Here is a 23,528-nt window from a genome sequence, read left to right on the forward strand (position 1 = left end):
CGACGATCAACACCATGGTCGACCAGCTCTCCGCCTTCGCCGACGAGGTCACCCGCGTCGCCCGCGAGGTCGGCACCGAAGGAAACCTCGGCGGCCGCGCCCAGGTCCGCGGCGTATCCGGCGTCTGGAAAGACCTCACCGAGAACGTCAACTTCATGGCCGACAACCTGACGTCCCAGGTGCGCAACATCGCCCTCGTGTCCACGGCCGTCGCCCAGGGCGACCTCGGCAAGAAGATCACGGTTGAGGCGAAGGGCGAGATCCTGGAGCTGAAGTCGACGATCAACACCATGGTCGACCAGCTCTCCGCCTTCGCCGACGAGGTCACCCGCGTCGCCCGCGAGGTCGGCACCGAAGGAAACCTCGGCGGCCAGGCCCAGGTCCGCGGCGTATCCGGCGTCTGGAAAGACCTCACCGACAACGTCAACTTCATGGCGTCCAACCTGACCTCCCAGGTCCGCAATATCGCGCAGGTCACCACCGCCGTCGCCAACGGCGACCTCTCCAAGAAGATCACCGTCGACGCGCGCGGCGAGATCCTGGAGCTCAAGGACACCGTCAACACCATGGTGGAGCAGCTGCGCGCCTTCGGCGACGAGGTCACCCGAGTGGCCCGCGAGGTGGGCACGGACGGCAGGCTCGGCGGCCGCGCCCAGGTCCTCGGTGTCACCGGTCTGTGGAAGGACCTCACCGACAACGTCAACTACATGGCCGACAACCTGACGTCCCAGGTGCGCAACATCGCGCAGGTGGCGACGGCCGTGGCCCAGGGCGATCTCTCCAAGAAGATCGACGTGGACGCGCGCGGCGAGATCCTGGAGCTGAAGACCACCATCAACACCATGGTGGACACGCTCTCCTCGTTCTCCTCCGAGGTCACGCGCGTGGCCCGCGAGGTGGGTTCGGAGGGCCAGCTCGGCGGCCAGGCGCGTGTCGAGGGTGTGTACGGCACCTGGAAACGGCTGACGACCAGTGTGAACGAGCTCGCGCTCAACCTCACCACCCAGGTCCGCGCCATCGCCGAGGTGGCGTCCGCCGTCACCCAGGGCGACATGTCCCGCTCGATCACCGTCGAGACCCGCGGCGAGGTCTCGGAGCTCAAGGACAACATCAACCTGATGGTGTCCAACCTCCGCGAGACCACCCGCGCCAAGGACTGGCTGGAGTCCAACCTCGCCCGCCTGGCCAGTCTGATGCAGGGCCACCGCGACCTGATGGAGGTCGCCGACCTGATCCTGCGCGAGCTGACCCCGCTGGTGAACGCGCAGTACGGCGCGTTCTTCCTGGCCGATCCGGACGCCGACGGCACTCCGTCCCGTACGACGTCGACCACCAAGGGACTGGCCTTCATCGCCGGTTACGGCTCCGCCCAGTCGTCCACCATAGACACCACCGGCATGCCGGGCCACGGCCTGGTCCGCCAGGCGGCCCTGGAGAAGAAGCGGATTCTTCTCGAAGAGGCCCCGCCGGACTACATCAAGATCAATTCGGGGCTTGGTGAGGCATCCCCGACCAGCGTCGTCATCATCCCGATCCTCTTCGAGGACAAGCTCCTCGGTGTGATCGAGCTGGCGTCCTTCTCCCGCTTCTCCGACGTCCACCTGGCCTTCTTCGACCAGTTCGTGAACACCATCGGCGTCGCGATCAACACCATCATCGCCAACTCCCGTACGGAGTCACTGCTGGGCGAGTCCCAGCGCCTGGCCATCCAGCTCCAGGAGCGCTCCAACGAGTTGCAGCGGCAGCAGGCCGAACTGCAGCGCTCCAACGCCGAACTGGAGGAGAAGGCGGCGCTGCTGGCGACCTCCTCGCAGTACAAGTCGGAGTTCCTGGCGAACATGTCGCACGAGCTGCGCACCCCGCTCAACTCACTGCTCATCCTCGCCCGGCTGCTCTCCGACAACCCGGACGGCCATCTCACCGACCAGGAGGTGCAGTTCGCGACCACGATCCACCGCTCGGGCTCCGACCTGCTGCAGCTGATCAACGACATTCTGGACCTGTCGAAGATCGAGGCCGGCCGGATGGACGTACGCCCGAAGAAGCTGCCGCTGATCAAGCTGCTGGACTATGTCCACGCCACCTTCCGCCCGATCACGATCGACCGGGGTCTCGCCTTCGAGGTCGCGGTGGGCGAGGACGTACCGCGCGAGATGTTCTCCGACGAGCAGCGGCTCCAGCAGATCCTGCGCAATCTGCTCTCCAACGCGATCAAGTTCACCTCGTCGGGCCGCGTCGAACTGGCTGTGAACAGGGTCAAGGACCCCGACAACAAGCTGCTCAAGGGCATGGACGACCTGATCGCCTTCGCCGTCAGCGACACCGGTATCGGTATCGCGAAGGAGAAACTGCCGGTGATCTTCGAGGCGTTCCAGCAGGCCGACGGCACCACCAACCGCAAGTACGGCGGCACGGGCCTCGGTCTGTCCATCAGCCGGGAGATCGCGGGGCTGCTCGGCGGCCGGATCATCGCGGAGAGCGAGCCGGGCCGCGGCTCCACCTTCACGCTGTACGTCCCCGTGCTCTACCCCGGCCATCTCGGCGCCGAGAACGACGGCTCCCACGACAGCCACGACCTCCAGGAGATGCGGACCGTCCCGCTCACCTCGCCGGAGCGCCACGCCGCCGACCACATGGGACTCCCGGAGCCGGACGACGGCTGGCCGACGACGACCAAGCTGGAGGAGTGGAAGTCGGGCCGGGCGGGCCGGATCCTGTCGAGCCGCCGCGTCCTCATCGTCGACGACGACATCCGCAACGTCTTTGCGCTCACCCATGTGCTGGGCAGGGTGGGCATGCCCGTGCTGTACGCGGAGAACGGCCGGGAGGGCATCGAGACGCTGGAGCGCAACCCGGACGTCGAACTGGTCCTGATGGACATCATGATGCCCGAGATGGACGGATACGAGACGATCGAGGCGATCCGGCGCAGCCCGCTGTGGACGGATCTGCCGATCGTCGCTCTCACCGCGAAGGCGATGCCGGGGGACCGCGAGAAGTCGATAGCGCAGGGCGCGAACGAGTACGTACCGAAGCCCGTCGATGTGGACCGTCTGCTGACCGTCGTCTGCGCCCTGCTGGACCCCGAGCGCGAGACGGCCGACCCGGACGGCACGGCGTCCGAAGAAATACCCGCAGCACCGGGAGAGCCAGGCGGCGACGAGCAGCCGGGCGTCCCACCGACGATCACGTAAGGCAGACACGATGAGCACAGAGGCGCCCACCGCCGAACGCGCGAGCATCCTCCTCGTGGACGACATGGAGGACAATCTCGTCGCCCTGGAGGCAGTACTGGGGTCCCTCAACGAACCGCTGGTGCGGGCACGTTCCGGCGAGGAAGCGATGAAGGCGCTGCTGCGGCAGAAGTTCGCGGTGGTTCTGCTGGATGTGCGGATGCCCGGCATGGACGGCTTCGAGACCGCGTCCAACATCAAGCGTCTGGACCAGACGAAGGACGTCCCGATCATCTTCCTGACCGGGGTGGAGGCGGACAGAGGCTATGCCTTCAGGGGGTATGCGACGGGGGCCGCGGACTTTCTGACCAAGCCCTTCGACCCGTGGGTGCTGCGGGCGAAGGTGAATGTGTTCCTCGATCTGCACCGCAAGAACCGCCAGTTGGAGCGTCTGCTGGCCCGCGAGCAGCAACAGCTGGGCACGATCGCGGACCGGCTGGGTGCGATAGAGAAGGCGCTGGACTGCGGCAGCCCGGCCGATGTGCCGGAACTGCGGACCCAGTTGACGCGGGTGGAGGAAGCCCTGAGGGACCTGCGCCGCGTCCGGGGCTGAGGCCGCGTCCGGGGCTCCACCCCTTTACTCCCCCTGCAGGGAGTAAAGGGGTGGAACCCGGTTCGGGAAAGCGCGGGCCTCAGGCCTCGCGGGAGCCCGCGTACATGTCCTCGATCAGCTCACGGTACTCGCGCTCGACGACCGGCCGCTTCAGCTTGAGACTGGGCGTCAGTTCGCCGTGCTCGATGTCCAGGTCGCGCGGGAGCAGCCGGAACTTCTTGATCGTCTGCCAGCGCTGCAGCCCCTCGTTGAGCCGCTTCACATAGCCCTCGATCAGCTCCACGGCCTGCGGCGTGGCCACCACCTCGGCGTACGACTTGCCGTCCAGGCCGTTCTCCTTGGCCCAGCCGAGAATGGTCGGCTCGTCGAGCGCGATCAGCGCCGTGCAGAAGTTACGGTCCGCGCCGTGCACCAGAATGTTGGAGACGAACGGGCACACCGCCTTGAACTGTCCCTCGACCTCCGCCGGCGCGATGTACTTGCCGCCCGACGTCTTGATCAGGTCCTTCTTGCGGTCCGTGATCCGCAGATAGCCGTCCGCGGAGAGTTCGCCGATGTCCCCGGTGTGGAACCACCCGTCGGACTCCAGGACTTCCGCGGTCTTCTCCGGCAGACCGTGGTAGCCCTCCATGATCCCGGGGCCGCGCAGCAGGATCTCGCCGTCGTCCGCGATGCGCACCTCCGTACCGGGCAGCGGCTTGCCGACCGTGCCCGTGCGGTAAGCCTCACCCGGGTTGACGAAGGACGCCGCGCTGGACTCGGTCAGGCCGTAGCCCTCCAGGATGTGGATCCCGGCGCCGGCGAAGAAGTAGCCGATGTCGGGCGCGAGGGCTGCGGAGCCGGAGACCGCGGCGCGCAGGTGCCCGCCGAAGGCGTCACGGAGCTTGGAGTAGACGAGCGCGTCGGCGACCTTGTGCTTTGCGCTCAGCCCGAAGGGCGCGGAGGCCGTGCCCGTACGGCGGAAGTTGTCCTGCGAGGCCTTGGCGTACTCGCGCGAGACACCGGCCGCCCACTGGAAGATCTTGTACTTCGCACCGCCGCCGGCCCGCGCCTTCGCCGCGACGCCGTTGTAGACCTTCTCGAAGATGCGCGGCACGGCTGCCATGTAGGTCGGCTGCACCACCGGCAGATTCTCGATGATCTTGTCGACCCGGCCGTCGACGGCGGTGACATGGCCGACCTCGATCTGTCCGGAGGTCAGCACCTTGCCGAAGACATGGGCGAGCGGCAGCCAGAGGTACTGCACGTCGTCCTTGCTGATCAGCCCGGTCGCCGCGGTGGCCTTGGCCATGTACGACCAGTTGTCGTGCGGCAGCCGCACACCCTTGGGCCGTCCCGTGGTGCCCGAGGTGTAGATCAGCGTCGCCAGCTGGTCCGCGGTGATCGCCCCGATCCGCTCCTTGACGGCCTCGGGGTGCTTCTCGAGGTACTGCGCGCCGCGCGCCTCCAGCTCGGCGAGCGAGAGCACCCAGCCATCGGGCTCGCTCGCGTCGGGCTCCACCCCGGTCATGTCGAGGACGACGACGTGCTTGAGCTCCGGCAGATCCGCCCGCTTCTCACGCGCCTTGGCGAGCTGGGACACGTCCTCCGCGATCAGCACCCTGCTGCCGGAGTCGGCGAGGATGTACGACGACTCCTCGGCGTTCGTGGACGGGTAGATGGTCGTGGTCGCGCCGCCCGCGCACATCACGCCGAGGTCGGCGAGGATCCACTCGACCCGGGTGGAGGAGGCGAGCGCGACCCGGTCCTCGGGCTGCACGCCGAGATCGATCAGACCGGCCGCGATGGCGTAGACCCGCTCGGCGGCCTGGCCCCAGCTCAGCGACTTCCAGTCGTCGGGCCCGTGACCGGCGGCGGGCGCCACCGGGTAGCGGTAGGCCTCGGCGTCCGGCGTAGCCGCCACACGCTCGGCGAAAAGAGTCGCCACCGAGGGCGGTCGGTTCTCGATCAGGGTCTGTGTGTCGCTCACGACGTCCTCCGGGCCTGCGGCAAGCACTGCACGACTGGCTGGTTGTTTAACTGGCGAGTAACCATCGAGCCGTGATCAGAGTAGAGCGCCCAAAGCCGGTGCGTAAGAGGCTTTGGGCTGCCGCTTGATAACGAACAGACCGAGAGATCACTGGCTGGAACCGGTGGTCGGTGTATCCCTCACCTATCGGGTGATGCGCCCGCAGACACGCGAAAAGCGCCCGACCGGACCACAGTCGGGCGCTTCCGCTCGTCGGTCGCGACCACTGGCGACGCTGGGGGCTACTTCTTCCCCTTGCCACCCTCGTCGCTGGACAGCACGGCGATGAAGGCCTCCTGAGGAACCTCCACGCTGCCGACCATCTTCATCCGCTTCTTGCCTTCCTTCTGCTTCTCGAGCAGTTTCCGCTTACGGGAGATGTCACCGCCGTAGCACTTGGCGAGGACGTCCTTGCGGATGGCGCGAATGGTCTCTCGGGCGATGACCCGGGAGCCGATGGCGGCCTGGATGGGCACCTCGAAGGCCTGCCGCGGGATGAGCTCGCGGAGCTTGGCGACGAGCCGCACGCCGTACGCGTACGCCGCGTCCTTGTGCGTAATGGCGGAGAAGGCGTCGACCTTGTCGCCGTGCAGCAGGATGTCGACCTTGACCAGGCTGGCGGCCTGCTCGCCGGTGGGCTCGTAGTCGAGGGAGGCGTAACCGCGCGTCTTGGACTTCAACTGGTCGAAGAAGTCGAAAACGATCTCGGCGAGGGGGAGGGTGTAGCGGATCTCGACCCGGTCCTCGGAGAGATAGTCCATGCCCAGCAGCGTGCCGCGGCGGGTCTGGCAGAGTTCCATGATCGAACCGATGAACTCGCTGGGGGCGAGGATCGTGGCTCGCACGACCGGCTCGTGCACCTCGGCGATCTTGCCCTCGGGGAACTCGCTCGGGTTGGTGACGGTGTGCTCGGCGCCGTCCTCCATGACCACGCGGTAGACCACGTTGGGGGCGGTGGCGATCAGGTCCAGCCCGAACTCGCGCTCCAGCCGCTCCCGGATGACGTCCAGGTGCAGCAGCCCGAGGAAGCCGACCCGGAACCCGAATCCGAGCGCGGCGGACGTCTCGGGTTCGTACACCAGCGCGGCGTCGTTCAGCTGGAGCTTGTCGAGGGCGTCGCGCAGCTCGGGGTAGTCCGAACCGTCCAGCGGATACAGGCCGGAGAACACCATCGGCTTGGGGTCCTTGTAGCCGCCGAGAGCCTCCGTGGCGCCCTTGTGCAGGGTGGTGATGGTGTCACCGACCTTGGACTGGCGGACGTCCTTCACGCCGGTGATGAGATAGCCCACCTCGCCGACGCCGAGGCCGTCGGCCGGCAGCATCTCGGGCGAGTTGGTGCCGATCTCCAGCAGCTCGTGGGTGGCGCCGGTGGACATCATCCTGATGCGCTCGCGCTTGTTGAGCTGGCCGTCGATGACTCGTACGTACGTCACCACGCCGCGATAGGAGTCGTACACCGAGTCGAAGATCATCGCGCGGGCGGGCGCGTCGGCGACGCCGACGGGCGCGGGCACGTCCCGTACGACCCTGTCGAGGAGGGCTTCCACACCGACGCCGGTCTTGGCCGAGACCTTGAGCACGTCCTCGGGCTGACAGCCGATGAGGTTGGCGAGCTCCTCGGAGAACTTCTCCGGCTGGGCGGCCGGCAGGTCGATCTTGTTGAGGACCGGGACGATCGTGAGGTCGTTCTCCATCGCCAGATAGAGGTTGGCGAGGGTCTGCGCCTCGATGCCCTGCGCGGCGTCCACCAGCAGGACGGTGCCCTCGCAGGCCGCCAGCGAGCGGGAGACCTCATAGGTGAAGTCCACGTGGCCCGGGGTGTCGATCATGTTGAGGATGTGGGTCGTGTTCTGGCCCTCACCCTCGGTGGGCGACCACGGCAGCCGGACCGCCTGGGACTTGATCGTGATGCCGCGCTCGCGCTCGATGTCCATGCGGTCGAGGTACTGAGCGCGCATCTGCCGCTGATCGACCACACCGGTCAGCTGAAGCATCCGGTCGGCAAGGGTCGACTTGCCGTGGTCGATGTGCGCGATGATGCAGAAATTGCGGATCAGCGCCGGGTCGGTACGGCTCGGCTCGGGCACGTGGGTAGGAGTCGCGGGCACGCAGGGTCCTGATTCTTGAGACGCGGGGCGTCTCGTCTCGGGCGATGTCGGATCGATACGTAGCTTCCATGGTCCCATGGCTGCGGGGCTGCGCCCGGTTTGGGCCCCCGATGGGCGGCTGGTAGCCTGGGCAGCTGTGTCTCGTGCCCTCTCATGTACGAGACGCGACGTAAAGATCAAGGTCCGTGAGGATCAAGATCAATATCATCGAACCTGAAAAGGCTCTTTCGTGGCGAACATCAAGTCCCAGATCAAGCGGAACAAGACGAACGAGAAGGCGCGCCTGCGCAACAAGGCCGTCAAGTCGTCGCTCAAGACCGCGATCCGCAAGGCCCGTGAGGCTGCCGCCTCGGGCGACGCCGAGAAGGCCACTGTGGCCCTCCGCGAGGCGTCGCAGAAGCTCGACAAGGCCGTCTCCAAGGGTGTCATCCACAAGAACGCCGCCGCCAACAAGAAGTCGGCGCTGGCCTCCAAGGTTGGCTCCCTCAAGGGCTGAACCTCTTGATTGTCGCCGGTAGGGATCCAGCGGGCCCTCTCATCCGCTCCCGCCCCGGCACCTTTTAGCGCCGCACGCGGCCTGCGTTCGCCACGCGGGTGCGGCGCACGAGCTTGAACCGTGGGCCCCGTTCGCCGTCCTTCCCCAGGATGTGCGGCCGGGGCCTTCGGCGTTGGTGGGGTGGGGGGAGCGGGCTGTGCGGGGGCGTGGCGGGGTGCCGGGGCAGGCGCTCGCTGGGTGTGCGGGGGCCGGGGGCGTGGCGAGGGGCGAACCGCGCCGTGAAGCAGGCGCACCCCTGCTTCCGGCCCGGAAGGCCGAGGCGCCGCGAAGCCAGCGCTCACAAGGGCGCGGAGGCGTCAGCCCTCGCGGCCTCTTGCCCAGAGGTCCGGGGCGGAGCCCCGGATTCGGGTGGAGGTGGGTGGGGCAAGCCGCGCTCAGCGACGCGAACGCGCCGCGCGCGCGATCGCCACCACCGCCTTCTCCAGCGCATACTCCGCGTCGTCCCCTCCGCCCTTCACCCCGGCATCCGCCTCTGCCACCGCCCGCAGCGCCACCGCCACCCCGTCCGGTGTCCAGCCGCGCATCTGCTGCCGCACCCGGTCGATCTTCCACGGTGGCATGCCCAGCTCGCGTGCGAGATCCGCGGGCCGCCCGCCACGCGCCGAGGAGAGCTTGCCGATCGCCCGTACCCCCTGCGCCAGCGCGCTGGTGATCAGGACCGGCGCGACCCCCGTCGACAGCGACCAGCGCAGCGCCTCAAGTGCCTCCGCCGCCCGTCCCTCCACCGCGCGGTCGGCGACCGTGAAGCTGGAGGCCTCGGCCCGGCCGGTGTAGTAGCGCCCGACGACGGCATCGTCGATCGTGCCCTCGACATCCGCCGTGAGCTGCGAGACCGCACTCGCCAGCTCGCGCAGATCGCTCCCGATGGAGTCGACCAGCGCCTGGCACGCCTCAGGCGTCGCCGACCTGCCCAGCGCACGGAATTCGGACCGTACGAAAGTGAGCCGCTCCGCGGGCTTCGTGGTCTTGGGGCATGCGACTTCCCGCGCCCCCGCCTTGCGCGCGGCGTCCACGAGACCCTTGCCCTTCGCCCCGCCGGGGTGCAGCAGCACCAGCGTGATCTCTTCGGCGGGTGCGTCGAGATACGCCTTGACGTCCTTGATCGTGTCCGCGGACAGATCCTGCGCGTTCCGCACGACCACGACCTTGCGCTCGGCGAAGAGCGAGGGGCTGGTCAGCTCCGCAAGCGTGCCCGGCTGCAACTGGTCCGCGGTGAGGTCGCGCACGTCCGTGTCGGCGTCGGCGGCACGCGCTGCCGCCACCACCTGCTGCACGGCACGGTCGAGGAGCAGATCCTCCTGGCCCACGGCAAGCGTGACGGGGGCGAGGGGATCATCGGTCGAATTCTTCCTGGTGGCCATCGTGAACCAGCATCCCACGCACCACTGACACCGCCCCCGTCCTCCCTGGCGCTTGCCTACGGCTCCTCGCGCCAGCCGTCCCACTCCCCCGCGAACTCATCCAGCTTCGCGGGGTCCAGCCGCTCCGCCGGGTCCTCGAGGACCACCAGCCACTGGGCGTCCTCGGCGTCGTCCTCGCCGGCCAGCGCGTCCCGTATGAGCAACGGCTCATCGAGGACGCCGAAGCGGTCGCCGAGCGCCTCGGCCGCCTCCTCCGCGGCATCCCGGTCGGGCAGCACCAGTACATGTCTCACAGCACTCACAGGGACATTGTTCAGGTTGCGCCGCCCGGAGCCGACGGCAGGCGGTCGAGCAGCAGCCCGAAGTGGTCGCGGTACGCCGCCAGCACCGCCGCGTCGTCGGCGAGTGGCTGCTCCCTGCGCTCACCATGGCCGGTGGTGACGAGCTTTCGGCCGCTGAGCGTGATCCGGCCCTCGAGGGAGAGCCGGGAGCAGACGACGGACCGGGTGAAGTGCGAGTCGGGCGAGGTGCGGTGCCACCACGACCCGGCCCGGAAGTCGTCGAGCACGCGGGGCCGCCGCTCCAGTCGGAACTGCGGCTCGCCGTCACGGTAGACGTCGAGATCGCCGTGTTCGGACTCCGGCACCTCGACGATCCGGAACGTACCCGCCGGGTCCTGCTGATCCCCCCGCTCGTCGAACGAGAGCGGGTGGTGGGCATGGTCCCCGAAGCCGACGTCGGCCAGCCAGGGGCCCGTCGAGTCCGCCGTCCCGACGAGGAGGGCGAGATGGTCGTACGGGATGCCGAGTCGGCCCTCGTCACCGAAGACACGTGCCTGGAGAAGGGTGACGGTGAACCCCAGGTCGCGCAGCAACGCGGAGAAGGCGCCGTTGAGTTCGTAGCAGAACCCGCCGCGCCCGGCGTCCACGATCTTGGCCAGGAGCGCCTTCTCCTCCAGCTCGATGTCCTCGCCGAGGTGGATGGAGAGGTTCTCGAAGGGGACCGTCCGAAGGTGCCGCAACTGCAGATCGCGCAGGGCGGCGGCGTCGGCGCGCTCCGGGCGGCTCGCCCCGATACGGCGGAGGTAGGCATCCATGGGAAGAGTGTGGCCCGAGGGGTGCACGCCCGCCATGCACCGCTGGTCCTAAGCCTGCCGCCCGAGGCGACGGCTCGCACCCCGGCCCGGCGCCGGCGGCCAGGTCGCCCTCCGGCCGGCGGACGGCGGCGAGGTCGTTCTCCGACCCGCGGCCGGCGGCCACGTCTCTCTCCGGCCGGCGGACGGCGGCGAGGTCGCTCTCCTGCTCCGGGCAGCGGAGTTCGCGCAGCCGCGGCATGGGTGACGGCAGCAGCCGCGGGAGGGTCCGAGCCGCTCCGGGGGACCGCCCTCAGATCCTGGCCGCCTCCCGTCACCGCGATCGCCCCGTTCGTGTCCGTACGCAGCACCACCGCCCCCTGGGCGCGGAGCGCGCCGACAGTACGGGGAGAGGGGTGGCCGTACCCGTTGTCGCGACCGACGGAGATCAGCGCCAGCCGCGGGCGCACAGCGTGGAGCAGCCCTGGGTGCTGATGCGCGGAGCCGTGGTGGGCGACCTTGAGGACATCGACGTGGGGGATTGCGGGAAAGGCCCGCAACAGCCCCCGCTGGGACGGTGGTTCGAGGTCGCCGAGGAGCAGCAGGGTGGGGCCGCCCCGGATCCGCGCGAACAGCGTGACGCTCGCGTCGTTGGGCCCCTCGATCGCCGGGGCCGCTGCCGCCCCCGGCCAGAGCACCTCCCAGTCGAGAGGCCCGAAACGGCGCCGCTCCCCCGCTTCGGCCCGTACCACCGGCACCCGCGCAGAGTCGGCCACTCGGCGTACGAACGCAGCCTGGTCCTGCGGCTCGTCGAGCACCGTGGTCTCGATCGCACCGACCGCCCGGCCGCGCAGGACCCCGGGCAGCCCGGCCACGTGGTCGGCGTGGAAGTGGGTGAGGAGCAGCAGCGGGACCCGGGTGACTCCCAGTTCGCGCAGACACCGGTCGGCGAGCTCGGGGGCCGGACCTGCGTCCACGACCACAGCCGCGCCGTCGCCCGCCGCGAGCACCGCTGCGTCGCCCTGCCCCACATCACACATCGCGAACGTCCAGCCCGGCGGCGGCCAGCCGGTGATGACCCTGGTCAACGGGACCGGACGCACGATGGCGAGCACGAGCAGCAACGCGCACACAGCGGCCGCCCAGGGGTGTCGCGGCAGCCGACGGGCCAGGAGTACGACCAGAATGGTCACGGCGGCCAGCAGCAAGCCGCCGCGCCAGCCGTCCGGCCAGCCCGTCGTGGCGCCCGGCAGCGCTGCCCCCGTGCGGGCGACGGAGGCGATCCACCCGGCCGGCCACCCGGCACAGCGGGCCACCAGCTCGGCGACGGGCATCGCCACCGGGGCTGCGGCGAGCGCAGCGAAACCGAGGACCGTGGCCGGGGCGACGGCGAGCTCGACGATCAAGTTGCACGGGATCGCCACCAGGCTGACCCGGGCCGCAAAGACGGCCACCACAGGAGCGCACACGGCCTGTGCTGCGGCGGCTGCGGCCAGGGCCTCGGCGAGCCGGGGCGGCACCCCTCTGCGTTGCAGCGCCGCACTCCAGCTCGGACCGACGGTGAGCAGGGCGCCTGTGGCGAGCACGGAGAGCAGAAAGCCGTAACTGCGCGCGAGCCACGGGTCGTACAGGACGAGCAACAGCACGGCGGCCGCCAGCGCCGGGATGAGCGAGCGGCGGCGCCCGGTGCCGATGGCGAGCAGTGCGACGGTCCCGCAGGCCGCCGCCCGCAGCACGCTCGGATCCGGCCGGCACACCACCACGAAGGCGAGCGTGAGGGCGCCACCGAGGAGCGCCGCTCCGCGCAGCGTGATGCCCAACCGTGGTGCCACGCCCCGCCGTTCGGCCAGCAGGGCGGTGCCCGGTGGCCCGATGAGCAGGACGAGCACGATGGTCAGATTGCTTCCCGATACAGCGAGCAGATGCGTCAGGTCGGTCGCCTCGAAGGCGTCCTGCAGATCGGGCGTGATCCGTGAGGTGTCCCCGACGACCAGCCCGGGCAGCAGCGCACGGGCGTCCGGGGCGAGCCCGTCCGTCGCCTCGCGCAGTCCGGCGCGGAGCCCTCCGGCTGAGCGCTGGACGGCTGTTGGCGGTCCGGTGATCCGCGGCGGACCGTCCCCCTGCGCCTTCAGCACGGCCGCGAACGGGTCGTCGTCGCCCGAGGGCGGCGCGAGCCGCCCGGTCACCCTCAGCCGGGTGGAGGGCAGCAACCGCATCCACTGCTCGCCAGTCCCGTCGGCCTTGCGGAGGGCACCTGACGCCACGATCACAAGGACGGGGGTCCGGATCTCGGTAGCCCCGCCACGAGGAGCCGTCACCCGGGTGGCCTCGGCGTTCAGCACGAGGAATCCACCCGCCGCCTGATTTCCGCGGATGCGGGGACGGATCATCCGGGGATCGGAGGTGACCGTCAACTCTGCGGTGATGTGCGCGGATTGGCGTGCCAGCTCCGGTAGCGGCCCGCGCCGCACATCTGCGCCGTGCAGTCCTGCCGAGGCCCCACCCGCTGCGGCGCACAGCAGCATCGCCGCCAGGGCTGTGGCATTGAGCCGACGCCGACGGGTGTGTGTGCTGACGGGCGTGTCCTCGCCATCCGGCGCGAGGCGGCCCCTGTCCCCGCTCGCGCCGACGACCAGTAACAGCCCCGCCGCGGCGACGCACACCATGACGCCCACCGCCGTCCACCGCCCCCGCGCGCCGACCGCCAGAGCCGCCGCTGCCCAGGCGGCCAGGGCGGGTGGCACCAGCCGCAGATCAAGCGGTCCCTCCTGCCGCGGGTCGGCCGCCCCCAGCCGGTGGCCCGAACTGGCGTGAACCGCCGGGCGCGTCATGGCTGTACCAGGGTCTGGAGGTCCGCGAACCGGCGGTCGCCGATCCCGTCGACGTCGCGGAGCTCGTCGACGGACCGGAAGCCCCCGTGCTGGGTGCGGTAGTCGACGATGTGCTGGGCCAGTACGGGACCGACCCCTGGCAGGGTGTCCAGCTGCTCCACGGTCGCCGAGTTGAGGCTCACAGGACCCGCGGCCTGTGACCCGCCCTGGCCGGACCCCGGCGGACCCGTCGGCCCCGGCGGCCCCGGCGGTGCGGGCCCGCCCACCACCACCTGCTCGCCGTCCATGAGCACCCGTGCCCGGTTGAGCCCGGTCAGATCCGTGCCGGCCTTGACGCCCCCGGCCGCCCGCAGTGCGTCCGCGACCCTCGATCCGGCAGGCAGCCGGAGCACTCCCGGCCTGCGCACCTTCCCGCTCACATCGACGACGATCCGCCCGCCGGGCCCCGCGGCCGTCGGCGGCGGCCCGGGCGAAGGGCTCGGCTCCGGCATGGCCGCGCTCTGGTGGACCAGCTCCGGGGCCCGTACAGGCTGGGGACTCGCCACCCAGAAGTGCTGGACCGCGAAGGCCGCGGCGACCACCAGAACGACGGCCAGGGCTGCCAGCGTCCTGGCTTCGAGCCCGCATCTGAGCTGGACCCACAACGGCAGCCGTTCGCGCGCCGCAAGCCGCACGCGCTGCCAAGCGCCCGTACCGATGTCGACGTCCCCTGGCGGGACGCCGACAGCGGCAGTCCCGCCGCCTCCGCCTGCTCCGGCCCGGGAGCGCCCGCCTCCCCCTTCGGCCCGGGAGCGAACGACAGCCGCGTCGAGCACGACGGCCGCGTCCGGACTCGTGTCCGCACCGCCCCGCGGCCTCTCGAACAGGGCGTCCGCCCGGCGGCGCAGGGTTGTACTGGACACCGCGGCATTCGACATCGCGGCCATGCGTCGTCTACCGCGAGAGCGCGAGCCTGATCCGCGCCCGTCACGGGCGCGGCTGTCCGAGGCGGGGGCGCGGCCCGGCCCACTGGTTGCAGAACGTGATCGGATAGCCATGCCACAGGACGGTAGGCACATCCGTCCGAACCCGCTGAGCGGGCTCAATTTCCGTGGACAACCGCCCTGTTGTGGATATCTCGGTCACCTGCAAGGGCGACTACACGTACCGACACCGGGCACCTACCGTGGTGAGATCACGGCCGCCAGCAGCCCCGGCCCTGTGTGCGCCCCGATCACCGCGCCCACCTCGCTCACATACAGGTCGGCCAGGCCGGGAACCCGCTCGCGCAGCCGCTCCGCCAGCGCCGCGGCCCGCTCCGGCGCGGCCAGATGGTGCACCGCGATGTCCACGCTGCTCGTCCCGGCCCTGTCGACGACGATCTCCTCAAGCCGGGCGATCGCCTTCGACGCCGTACGCACCTTCTCCAGTAGCTCGATCCGGCCGCCGTCCAGCTGCAGCAGCGGCTTCACCGCGAGCGCCGAGCCGAGCAACGCCTGCGCAGCCCCGATCCGTCCGCCACGGCGCAGATAGTCCAGGGTGTCGACATAGAAGTACGCGGACGTGCCCGCGGCCCGCTTCTCCGCAGCGGCCACGGCCTCGTCCATCGTGCCGCCCCCCTCCGCCGTCTCCGCGGCGGCGAGAGCGCAGAAGCCCAGCGCCATGCCGACCATCCCCGTGTCGACCACCCGCACCGGCACCGGTGCGTCTTTGGCGGCCAGCACCGCGGCGTCGTACGTGCCCGAGAACTCGCCCGACAGATGCAGCGAGACGATGCCCGTCGCCCCGGCTTCGGCCCTGGCCCGGTACACCTCGGCGAACATCTCTGGACTCGGCCGGGATGTGGTCACCGAGCGTCGCTTCTGCAACGCCAGTGCCAGCGAGCGGGCCGAGATCTCGGTCCCCTCTTCGAGCGCCTGATCACCGAGCACGACGGTCAGCGGCACCGCGATGATGCCGTGGCGCTCCATCGTCGGCGGCGGCAGGTAGGCCGTTGAATCGGTGACGATAGCGACATGGCGGGACATGAGCGGGAGGTTACCCGCAGGGGCCGCCGGACGGCAGCCCGGCCCCTCGCGAATGATCGCGTCGCCGGCCCGGAGGGTCAGTTCGTGGTCTCCGGTCGGGCGGACTTCTGCCAGGGGTAGGTGGTCTGCTGCCGCGGATCTCGCGCCGTGATCGCCGGCGGCTGCTCGGCCACGGTGTGCCCCGGCCCGGACTGAGTGCCGGTCCCGGCCCCCGACCCGGCGCCCGACCCGGCTCGCGGCTGAGGACCCGACTCGGGCCCCGCCTCGAGATCCGCCCAGGTCTGCTCGGGCACAACCCCGTCGCCGGTCCCCGCATCCGGCCAGGACGCCTGTGACCCGTACGCCGCCTGCGGCGCATCGGCATCCGGCGTCTCCGCCCCCGACCAGTGCCGCAACGCACCCGCCTCCATGTCGATCTGCGTGCTCAGCGCGTCCAGATCGTCGTCCGCGAACTTCTGTGCCCGGTCCCGCGCCGCCCACCGCAGCGACTCCGCCGAGTGCGTGATCCGCTCCGTACGTTCGCGCAGCCCCGGCAGCAGCGAGGCCACCGTCGCCCGGTCCGGCTCGCGCTCCAGCCGCTTCAGTTCGTCGTCGAGCTCATGCCCGTGCGCACTCAGCCGCTTGAACAGGGCGAGCGACTCGGACAGCGAGGCGTCCTCCGCCACGCCCGCGTGCAGCGCGTCCTGGGTCGCCCTCATCGACGTACGCAGGGCCAGCCGCAGCTGCGCCAGCTCGCCGACCACGCCGCCCTGCCCGTAGGACTTCGCCCGCAGGGTGGTCTCCTCGACGGTGCGGCGCGCCTGCGTGACCGTCCGTTCCACACCGCGCTTCGCCGCGCCGACGATCTTCACGGTCACGTACACCCCCAACGCCACGAAGGCGACGAAAAGCAGCGTCAGTATCAGAATCGCGGCTTCCATGAGCGCCCCTCCGGCGTCGGCTGTTGTCCCTCCACCGTAAACGGAACAGGCAGGCCGAGGGTTCCGTCGGAACCCCCAACCTGCCCGTAGGGGAAACCCCTCACCGCGCCCGGTGCACCGCACGGCCGGCTCACCGCGCCGGGGCGCGCGCCCTGCGCAACGACGGTTACCCAGCGGCGCGACGACGCAGGGACGGCAGGGACGCGACTACGCAGGGACGATGTTGACCAGCTTCGGCGCCCGCACGATCACCTTGCGGATGCCCGCGCCACCCAGCGCCGCGACCACCGCCTCGTCTCCCAGCGCCAGCGCCTCCAGCTCCTCGTCCGAGATCGACGGGGAGACCTCCAGCCGCGCCTTGACCTTGCCCTTGATCTGCACGACGCAGGTCACGGACTCGTCCACGACATACGCCGGGTCGGCGACCGGGAAGTCCTGGTGCACGACCGAGTCGGTGTGCCCCAGCCTGTGCCACAGCTCCTCGGCGATGTGCGGGGCCAGAGGCGCGATCAGCAGCACCAGCTGCTCCGCCACGCTCCGTGGCAGCGGTCCGCCCACCTTGGTCAGATAGTTGTTCAGCTCGGTGATCTTGGCGATGGCGGTGTTGAAGCGCAGCGCCTCCAGGTCCTGTCCGGCGCCGTCGATCGCCTTGTGCAGGGCACGCAGCATCGCCTCGTCGGCCTCGCCGTCGACGACGGTCACCTCACCCGTCGCCTCGTCCACCACATTGCGCCACAGGCGCTGCAGCAGCCGGTACTGGCCGACCACCGCGCGCGTGTCCCACGGCCGGGACACATCCAGGGGGCCCATCGCCATCTCGTACAGACGCAGCGTGTCCGCACCGTACTCGGCACAGATCTCGTCCGGAGTAACAGCGTTCTTCAGGGACTTGCCCATCTTGCCCAGCTCGCGCTTGACGGGCTCGCCCTCGAAGTAGAACTTTCCGTCCCGCTCCTCGACCTCGGCGGCGGCCACCGGGAAGCCGCGGCCGTCCCGGTAGACGTACGCCTGGATCATGCCCTGGTTGTACAGCTTGTGGAACGGCTCGACCGAGGAGACGTGCCCCAGGTCGAACAGCACCTTGGACCAGAACCGCGCGTACAGCAGGTGCAGTACGGCGTGCTCGGCGCCGCCGACGTACAGGTCGACGCCGCCGTGCGGCTGGCCTTCACGCGGCCCCATCCAGTACTGCTCGATCGCCGGGTCGACCAGCTTGGAGTCGTTGTGCGGGTCCAGGTAGCGCAGCTCGTACCAGCACGAACCCGCCCAGTTGGGCATGGTGTTGGTCTCCCGGCGGTAACGCTTGACGCCGTCGCCCAGGTCCAGCTCGACGTTGACCCAGTCCTCATCGCGGGACAGGGGCGTCTCGGGCTGGGTGTCCGCGTCGTCCGGGTCGAACGTGCGAGGCGAGTAGTCGTCGACCTCGGGCAGCTCCAGCGGCAGCATCGACTCGGGCAGCGCGTGCGCGACACCGTCCTCGTCGTAGACGATCGGGAACGGCTCGCCCCAGTAGCGCTGTCGGCTGAACAGCCAGTCACGCAGCCGGAAGTTGACCGTCCCCTCACCGATTCCGCGGGCGGTCAGCCACTCGGTGATCTTCGCCTTGGCCTCGGCGACAGCCAGGCCGTTCAGCGAGATCTCGTCGTTGGCGGAGTTGATCGCCGGACCCTGTCCGGTGAACGCCTCGCCCTCCCAGCCCTCCGGCGGCTGGACGGTACGGATGATGGGCAGCCCGAATGCCTCGGCGAACTCCCAGTCACGCTCGTCCTGCCCGGGGACGGCCATGATGGCGCCGGTGCCGTAGCCCATCAGGACGTAGTCGGCCACGAACACGGGGATCTGCGCGCCGGTGACGGGGTTCACGGCGTAGGCGCCGGTGAACACACCCGTCTTGTCCTTGTGTTCGGTCTGCCGCTCGACGTCGCTCTTCGTCTGGGCCTGCTTGCGGTACGCGGCGACAGCCTCGGCCGGAGTCGCGGCGCCGCTCGTCCAGGCTTCCTTGACGCCCTGCGGCCACTCGGCCGGGACGATGGAGTCGATCAGGCCGTGCTCGGGCGCCAGCACCATGTACGTGGCGCCGAACAGGGTGTCGGGACGGGTGGTGAAGACCGTGATCTGCGCGTCGTCATGGCCGTCGACCGAGAAGTTGACGCGCGCGCCCTCGCTGCGGCCGATCCAGTTCCGCTGCTGCAGCTTGATCGCCTCGGGCCAGTCCAGCGCGTCCAGATCGTCCAGCAGCCGGTCGGCGTAGGCGGTGATGCGCATGTTCCACTGGCGCAGCTTGGCCTTGAAGACGGGGAAGTTGCCGCGCTCGGAACGCCCGTCCGCGGTGACCTCCTCGTTCGCCAGCACGGTGCCCAGGCCGGGGCACCAGTTGACGGGCGCGTCGGAGGCGTACGCCAGCCGGTAGCCGCTCAGCACATCGGCGCGCTCCGCGGCACTCAGCTCGCTCCACGCGCGCGTGGAGCCCGGCACGGCACGCTCACCGCTCTCGAACTGGGCCACCAGCTCGTCGATGGGGCGGGCCTTCTTCGCGTCCTCGTCGTACCAGGAGTTGAAGATCTGCAGGAAGATCCACTGGGTCCACTTGTAGTAGTCCGGGTCGATCGTCGCGAAGGACCGGCGCTTGTCGTGGCCCAGGCCCAGCCGGCGCAGCTGGGCCTTCATGTTCTCGATGTTCGCCTCGGTCGACACGCGCGGGTGCGTGCCGGTCTGCACGGCGTACTGCTCGGCGGGCAGGCCGAAGGCGTCGAAGCCCAGGGTGTGCAGGACGTTGTGCCCGGTCATGCGCTGGTGGCGGGCGAAGACGTCGGTGGCGATATAGCCCAGCGGGTGGCCGACGTGCAGACCCGCGCCGGAGGGGTACGGGAACATGTCCATGATGAACTTCTTGGACTTCGCCGCCAGGGCGGCGTCCCCGGCCAGCTCACCGCTCGGGTTCGGCGCCTCGTACGTGCCCTCGGCGTCCCAGACGTCCTGCCAGCGTGCCTCGATGTCGGCCGCCATGGCAGCCGTGTAGCGGTGCGCTGCAGCCACCTCTGCAGCGGCAGCTGAATTCGTCTCGCTCATGATCCTTGAAGCTCCATCGATTCGTCTCTGCCAGCGGAATGCAAAACGAAAAAACCCCTCGCACAGGAGGGGACGCCGCGCCGATTCCGACCGGATTCTTCATCCGTCGGGACTGATCAGCGCGGCTCGCTAAGCAGAAGGCGTACGGCACGCATGGCGTCAGGGTACCGCAGCGAGCGAACCGGGCGCATGAGACCGGTCTCGAGGGCGACTCAACGGCCCTCTGTGATCACCTACAGCCACCGAACACCCTTCGAAGATCCACCGAAGCTCCACCAATGGAATCCGACATTCTGCGTGAAGGTGGCAATTCACCTCTCGTGCCCTCGTCACGCCACCCGGTACCGAGCATTCCGATGCGCCCCTTGCACCTCCGGCGCGCGCCCCGAGTGAGTCGCGGAGCACACCTCGAACCCTATTGACACTGCCTACAGTTACCCCGCGTATCGCCCCTATCCAGGGCAACCCATAAGTGAGTTGTCTGTGGTTCGGCTCTCTAAACGTTGAAACGTCGTACCACCCAGTATGGGTCGACCTAGCATGCGTCAACGGGACCGTATTTCCCGCACCATTCGGAGTCGCCCCATGAACCCTCAACGCAACAGCCGTTCGTCCCCCACACCGAGTACCGGGCTCAGCCGCCCGGTGCAAGGTGGCTTGATCGTCGCGGCGTTCGTGCTCATACCCCTGCTGGCCATCGGCGGGAGTGACAGCTTTCGTGCGTTTCTCGACTTCGGCACCGGAGTTCTGTCCCTGGTGTCCCTGACCGCTTCCGTGGCGTGGGGTCTGCTCGCCACCGACCGAGTGCTGCTGAACACCCGCCACCGCCTCCTCGCGCAGGCAATCCACCGAGCCACCGCAACCGCGTCGCTCGGCTTCCTGCTGCTGCATGTCAGCGTGAAGGTGTCGCTGGGGAAGGTGTCGCTGATCGGCGCCCTGATCCCGTTCGGACTCGGCGTCACCGGTACGTCCGGCCTCATCGGCTTCGGCTCGCTGGCCGGCTTCCTCATGGTGGTCGCCGCCACGACCGGTGTGCTGCGCAGCACCCTGGCGGGCAACATCCGCACGGCGGGCCGCTGGCGGCCACTGCACATGCTGGCTTACCCGGCCTGGTGCTCGGCGCTCGTGCACGGCCTCTACGCGGGTCGCCCCGCCGCGCCGTGGGTCACGACCATGTACTGCCTCGCGCTCGCCGGAGTCGCTGCCGCCGTCGCCGTACGGCTGCTGCCCCGCCCGACGCAGCGGCGCATCGCCAACAAGATCATGTCGCTGACCGGCGGCAGCTCCGACGGCCCGTCGGCCGACGAGGAGCCGCGGCGCGACCCGACCGCCTCCCCGCTCCCCGGCGCGACCGCACCGGCGGGTCTCAACGGCATGGGGGGCATTCCGTCGCAGCGTACGTACGAGGCGGATTTCCAGCGCGCTTCCCCCTTCGACCAGACGCGCGCGCAGCCCAGGCGGCTCGCGGCCCCCTCGCCCCAGCTGTACGAGGTGCCCCCGCCGCCGGAAGCCGAGCCGACCGCCGGCCGCGGCGTGGGCCCCGGCACCGGGATCTCGGCCGCGTACCGCGCGGTCTCCCTCGCCGGCGACCCGGCCGCTCCGCTCGCGGAGCGCATACCGATGACGGAGGAGATCCCCGTCGTGTCGGAGTCCGGGCCCCCGCCCGGTCTGTGGCCCACGCCGTCTCCGCCGCCGCCCGCCCAGGCGTTCCGGCCCGAAGCCCCCGAGCCCCCCGCTCCTTCGGCGTACGAGCCCCCGGCGTACGAGCCCCCTCCTGCCTACGATCCCGCTCCCCCGACCACCGCATACGACCCAGCGACCTCCTTCGAATCCCCGACGTTCGACACCTCGACCTCGTTCGGGACCCCGACCGCCTACGACCCCGCTCCCTCGTTCGACACCCCGACCGCCTACGACCCCGCTCCCTCGTTCGACACCCCGACCGCTTACGACCCCGCTCCCACGTATCCCTCGTACGAAGATGCTCCCTCCCCGTACGCCACCGGCAACCCCGCCGCGTACGACGACACAGCGCCGATGCCCGGGCTCTTCCCGCCCCCGGCCGGAGAACCCTGGCACGCGCCCGCAGGAGACCGACCGTGAACACCCCCCTCCCTGATGTCCCCGAGGTCCGTGTTGTCGGCCTTCCCCAGCTGACACAGGGGTTCGACCTTGTCGAGCGCCTCGACCTCCCCATGCATCTCAAGGTGCACGGCCCTCTTGAACCCATGACCGGCGAGCGGCTCGCGCAGCTCGCCGACGACATATCGCTGCGCGGCCGCGGCGGCGCGGGCTTCCCCTTCGGGCAGAAGCTCCGCGCCGTCGCCAAGTCCGCCATCCGACGCGGGGTGCGGCCCGTCGTCGTGGTCAACGGCAGTGAGGGCGAGCCCGCCTGCCGCAAGGACACCGTGCTGCTCAATCGCGCCCCCCATCTGATCCTGGACGGCGCCCTGCTGGCCGCCGAGGCGCTCGGCGCGCGCACTCTGGTCGTCGCGGTCACCCGCAACTCCACCGAGATCTCCATGCGCGCCGCACTGGCCGAGCGCGGCCTGTCCGACCGGCGCGGGCAGCAGCTGCGCGCGCGGATCGTGCGCACCCCTGAGCGGATGGTCTCCGGCGAGGCCTCCTCCGTCATCCGCGCGGTGAACGGCGGCCCCGCGCTGCCGCCCGGCCGCCGTGAGCGTGCGTCCGACACCGGCGTCGGCGGCGCCCCGACCCTGCTGTCCAACGCCGAGACCTTCGCGCAGCTCGCCGTCGGCGCCCGCATCGGCGCGCGCCGCTACAGCCACACCGGCCTGGACACCGAGCCGGGCACGGTCATGCTGACCATCTCCGGGGCGGTCGCGCGCCCCATGGTCGTCGAGGTCCCGACGGGTGTGCCGCTGCGGTACGTGCTGCAGCTGGCGGGCGCCCCGCCGCTCCCGCAGGGCGTGCTGACCGGCGGCTACCACGGCAACTGGATCGACTCGGTCGCCGTCCACGAGTCCAACGTCTCGCGCGAATCACTGGCCGCCGTGGGCGGCGCCCTGGGTGCGGGCGCGATCCTCCCCATCGGCCCGGAGACCTGCCCGCTCGGCGAGGCACAGCGAGTGGCCAACTGGCTCGCCGCCGAGACCGCGGGCCAGTGCGGCCCCTGCAAGCTGGGCCTGCCCGCGGCGGCGGGCGGCCTGTCCGACGTCATCAACGGCGGCGGCCCTGCCGCACTGGAGGCGCTGCGCGAGGTGACCCAGGCCGTCAAGGGCCGCGGCGCGTGCAAGCACCCCGACGGCTCGGCGCGCTTCTTCGCCTCGACCCTGTCAGCCTTCACGGACGACCTCGCCGCCCATGTGCTGCACGGCGGCTGCGGACGCGAGACGACCGGTGTGCTGCCCCTGCCCCTGCCCGGCTACGAGGAGGCGGAGGAGTCGATTCCGAGCGGCGAGAAGGTCTTCATCGACTGGACGCTCTGCCAGGGCCACGGCATCTGCGCGGAAATCATCCCCGAGCTGATCCGGCTCAACCCCGACGGGTATCCGGCGGTGGCCGACGCGGTCGTTCCCGTGCACCTTCAGGGGCGCACCCAGCGGGCCGTACGGCGGTGTCCCGCGCTGGCGATGCGTATCGAGCAGGCGCCGGCCGAACGGGCTCCCAAGCCCGCCGACCGCCCCGCCCTGCCCGGCGGCAACCGCAAGGCCCTTGGCAGCGGCCGCAGTTGACAGGCACATAGGGAAGCGGGGGCGGCGGACCGCGGGGCCGCGGGCCCCCAAGTGGCATTAGATTGTGAAAAGATCGTTGAAAAAAAGAAAAACAACCAAGAGAAGAAAAGAACACA

Annotated in this window: 14 protein-coding genes and 1 pseudogene; 5 read left to right on the top strand and 10 right to left on the bottom strand. The window is 70.1% G+C overall.

Features of this window, described 5'->3' with window-relative positions:
• Positions 1–3,194: HAMP domain-containing protein (locus tag ACI2LP_RS06155; RefSeq protein WP_404723365.1), on the top strand; the 3,194-nt coding region annotated here is incomplete at its 5' end.
• Between the two features lie 10 nt (positions 3,195–3,204).
• The gene (locus ACI2LP_RS06160; protein WP_404723366.1) at positions 3,205–3,786 is read left to right on the top strand and encodes a two-component system response regulator; all 582 of its coding nucleotides are present in this window, start codon (positions 3,205–3,207) and stop codon (positions 3,784–3,786) included.
• 79 nt (positions 3,787–3,865) lie between these two features.
• Here ACI2LP_RS06160 and ACI2LP_RS06165 read toward each other — a convergent pair whose 3' ends face one another.
• Together ACI2LP_RS06165 and lepA are read right to left on the bottom strand one after the other, a co-directional pair.
• Positions 3,866–5,755, bottom strand: coding sequence for an AMP-dependent synthetase/ligase (locus tag ACI2LP_RS06165; protein ID WP_404723367.1), 1,890 nt, complete (start codon positions 5,753–5,755; stop codon positions 3,866–3,868).
• A 281-nt stretch (positions 5,756–6,036) separates the two neighbouring features.
• Complete coding sequence (gene lepA, locus ACI2LP_RS06170; protein WP_404723368.1) at positions 6,037–7,902, bottom strand: translation elongation factor 4; 1,866 nt, start codon at positions 7,900–7,902, stop codon at positions 6,037–6,039.
• A gap of 229 nt (positions 7,903–8,131) precedes the next feature.
• On the opposite strand from lepA, the gene rpsT reads away from it, so the two are divergent.
• Entirely contained in the window at positions 8,132–8,398 is a 267-nt protein-coding gene (rpsT, locus tag ACI2LP_RS06175; RefSeq protein WP_360879857.1) for a 30S ribosomal protein S20, read from the top strand.
• 434 nt (positions 8,399–8,832) lie between these two features.
• Here the strand turns inward: rpsT and holA are convergent, their stop codons facing one another.
• The 8 genes and pseudogenes from holA to leuS all read right to left on the bottom strand — a co-directional run bounded on the left by holA (position 8,833) and on the right by leuS (position 19,717).
• Positions 8,833–9,819, bottom strand: coding sequence for a DNA polymerase III subunit delta (gene holA, locus ACI2LP_RS06180; RefSeq protein WP_404723369.1), 987 nt, complete (start codon positions 9,817–9,819; stop codon positions 8,833–8,835).
• 56 nt (positions 9,820–9,875) lie between these two features.
• Positions 9,876–10,121, bottom strand: a complete 246-nt coding sequence (locus tag ACI2LP_RS06185) for a hypothetical protein (protein ID WP_404723370.1) — start codon at positions 10,119–10,121, stop codon at positions 9,876–9,878.
• An 11-nt stretch (positions 10,122–10,132) separates the two neighbouring features.
• The gene (locus ACI2LP_RS06190) at positions 10,133–10,915 is read right to left on the bottom strand and encodes an arylamine N-acetyltransferase (protein ID WP_404723371.1); all 783 of its coding nucleotides are present in this window, start codon (positions 10,913–10,915) and stop codon (positions 10,133–10,135) included.
• 272 nt (positions 10,916–11,187) lie between these two features.
• Positions 11,188–13,722, bottom strand: a pseudogene (locus ACI2LP_RS06195) (ComEC/Rec2 family competence protein); the annotation flags it as partial.
• A complete protein-coding gene (locus ACI2LP_RS06200) occupies positions 13,719–14,759 on the bottom strand; it encodes a helix-hairpin-helix domain-containing protein (RefSeq protein ID WP_404723372.1) in 1,041 nt (346 codons plus the stop codon). The pseudogene ACI2LP_RS06195 and the gene ACI2LP_RS06200, both read right to left, overlap by 4 nt.
• A 123-nt stretch (positions 14,760–14,882) precedes the next feature.
• Positions 14,883–15,728 carry a DegV family protein gene (locus tag ACI2LP_RS06205; protein WP_404723373.1) on the bottom strand — a complete coding sequence of 282 codons (846 nt, stop codon included), beginning with the start codon at positions 15,726–15,728 and terminating at the stop codon, positions 14,883–14,885.
• A 77-nt stretch (positions 15,729–15,805) separates the two neighbouring features.
• A complete protein-coding gene (locus ACI2LP_RS06210; RefSeq protein ID WP_404723374.1) occupies positions 15,806–16,648 on the bottom strand; it encodes a hypothetical protein in 843 nt (280 codons plus the stop codon).
• Positions 16,649–16,855: 207 nt separating this feature from the next.
• Positions 16,856–19,717, bottom strand: coding sequence for a leucine--tRNA ligase (gene leuS / locus ACI2LP_RS06215; protein ID WP_404723375.1), 2,862 nt, complete (start codon positions 19,715–19,717; stop codon positions 16,856–16,858).
• A gap of 657 nt (positions 19,718–20,374) precedes the next feature.
• Here leuS and ACI2LP_RS06220 point away from each other — a divergent pair.
• Both ACI2LP_RS06220 and ACI2LP_RS06225 read left to right on the top strand, forming a co-directional pair.
• Positions 20,375–21,820, top strand: coding sequence for a hypothetical protein (locus tag ACI2LP_RS06220; protein ID WP_404723376.1), 1,446 nt, complete (start codon positions 20,375–20,377; stop codon positions 21,818–21,820).
• Positions 21,817–23,412: an NADH-ubiquinone oxidoreductase-F iron-sulfur binding region domain-containing protein gene (locus tag ACI2LP_RS06225; RefSeq protein ID WP_404723377.1), complete on the top strand. Its 1,596-nt coding sequence runs from the start codon at positions 21,817–21,819 to the stop codon at positions 23,410–23,412. The genes ACI2LP_RS06220 and ACI2LP_RS06225 overlap by 4 nt, the downstream gene beginning before the upstream one ends.
• Positions 23,413–23,528: the final 116 nt, after the last annotated feature.

Origin of the sequence: Streptomyces sp. NPDC019890, from assembly GCF_044903445.1 — a bacterium.
GTDB lineage: Bacteria > Actinomycetota > Actinomycetes > Streptomycetales > Streptomycetaceae > Streptomyces.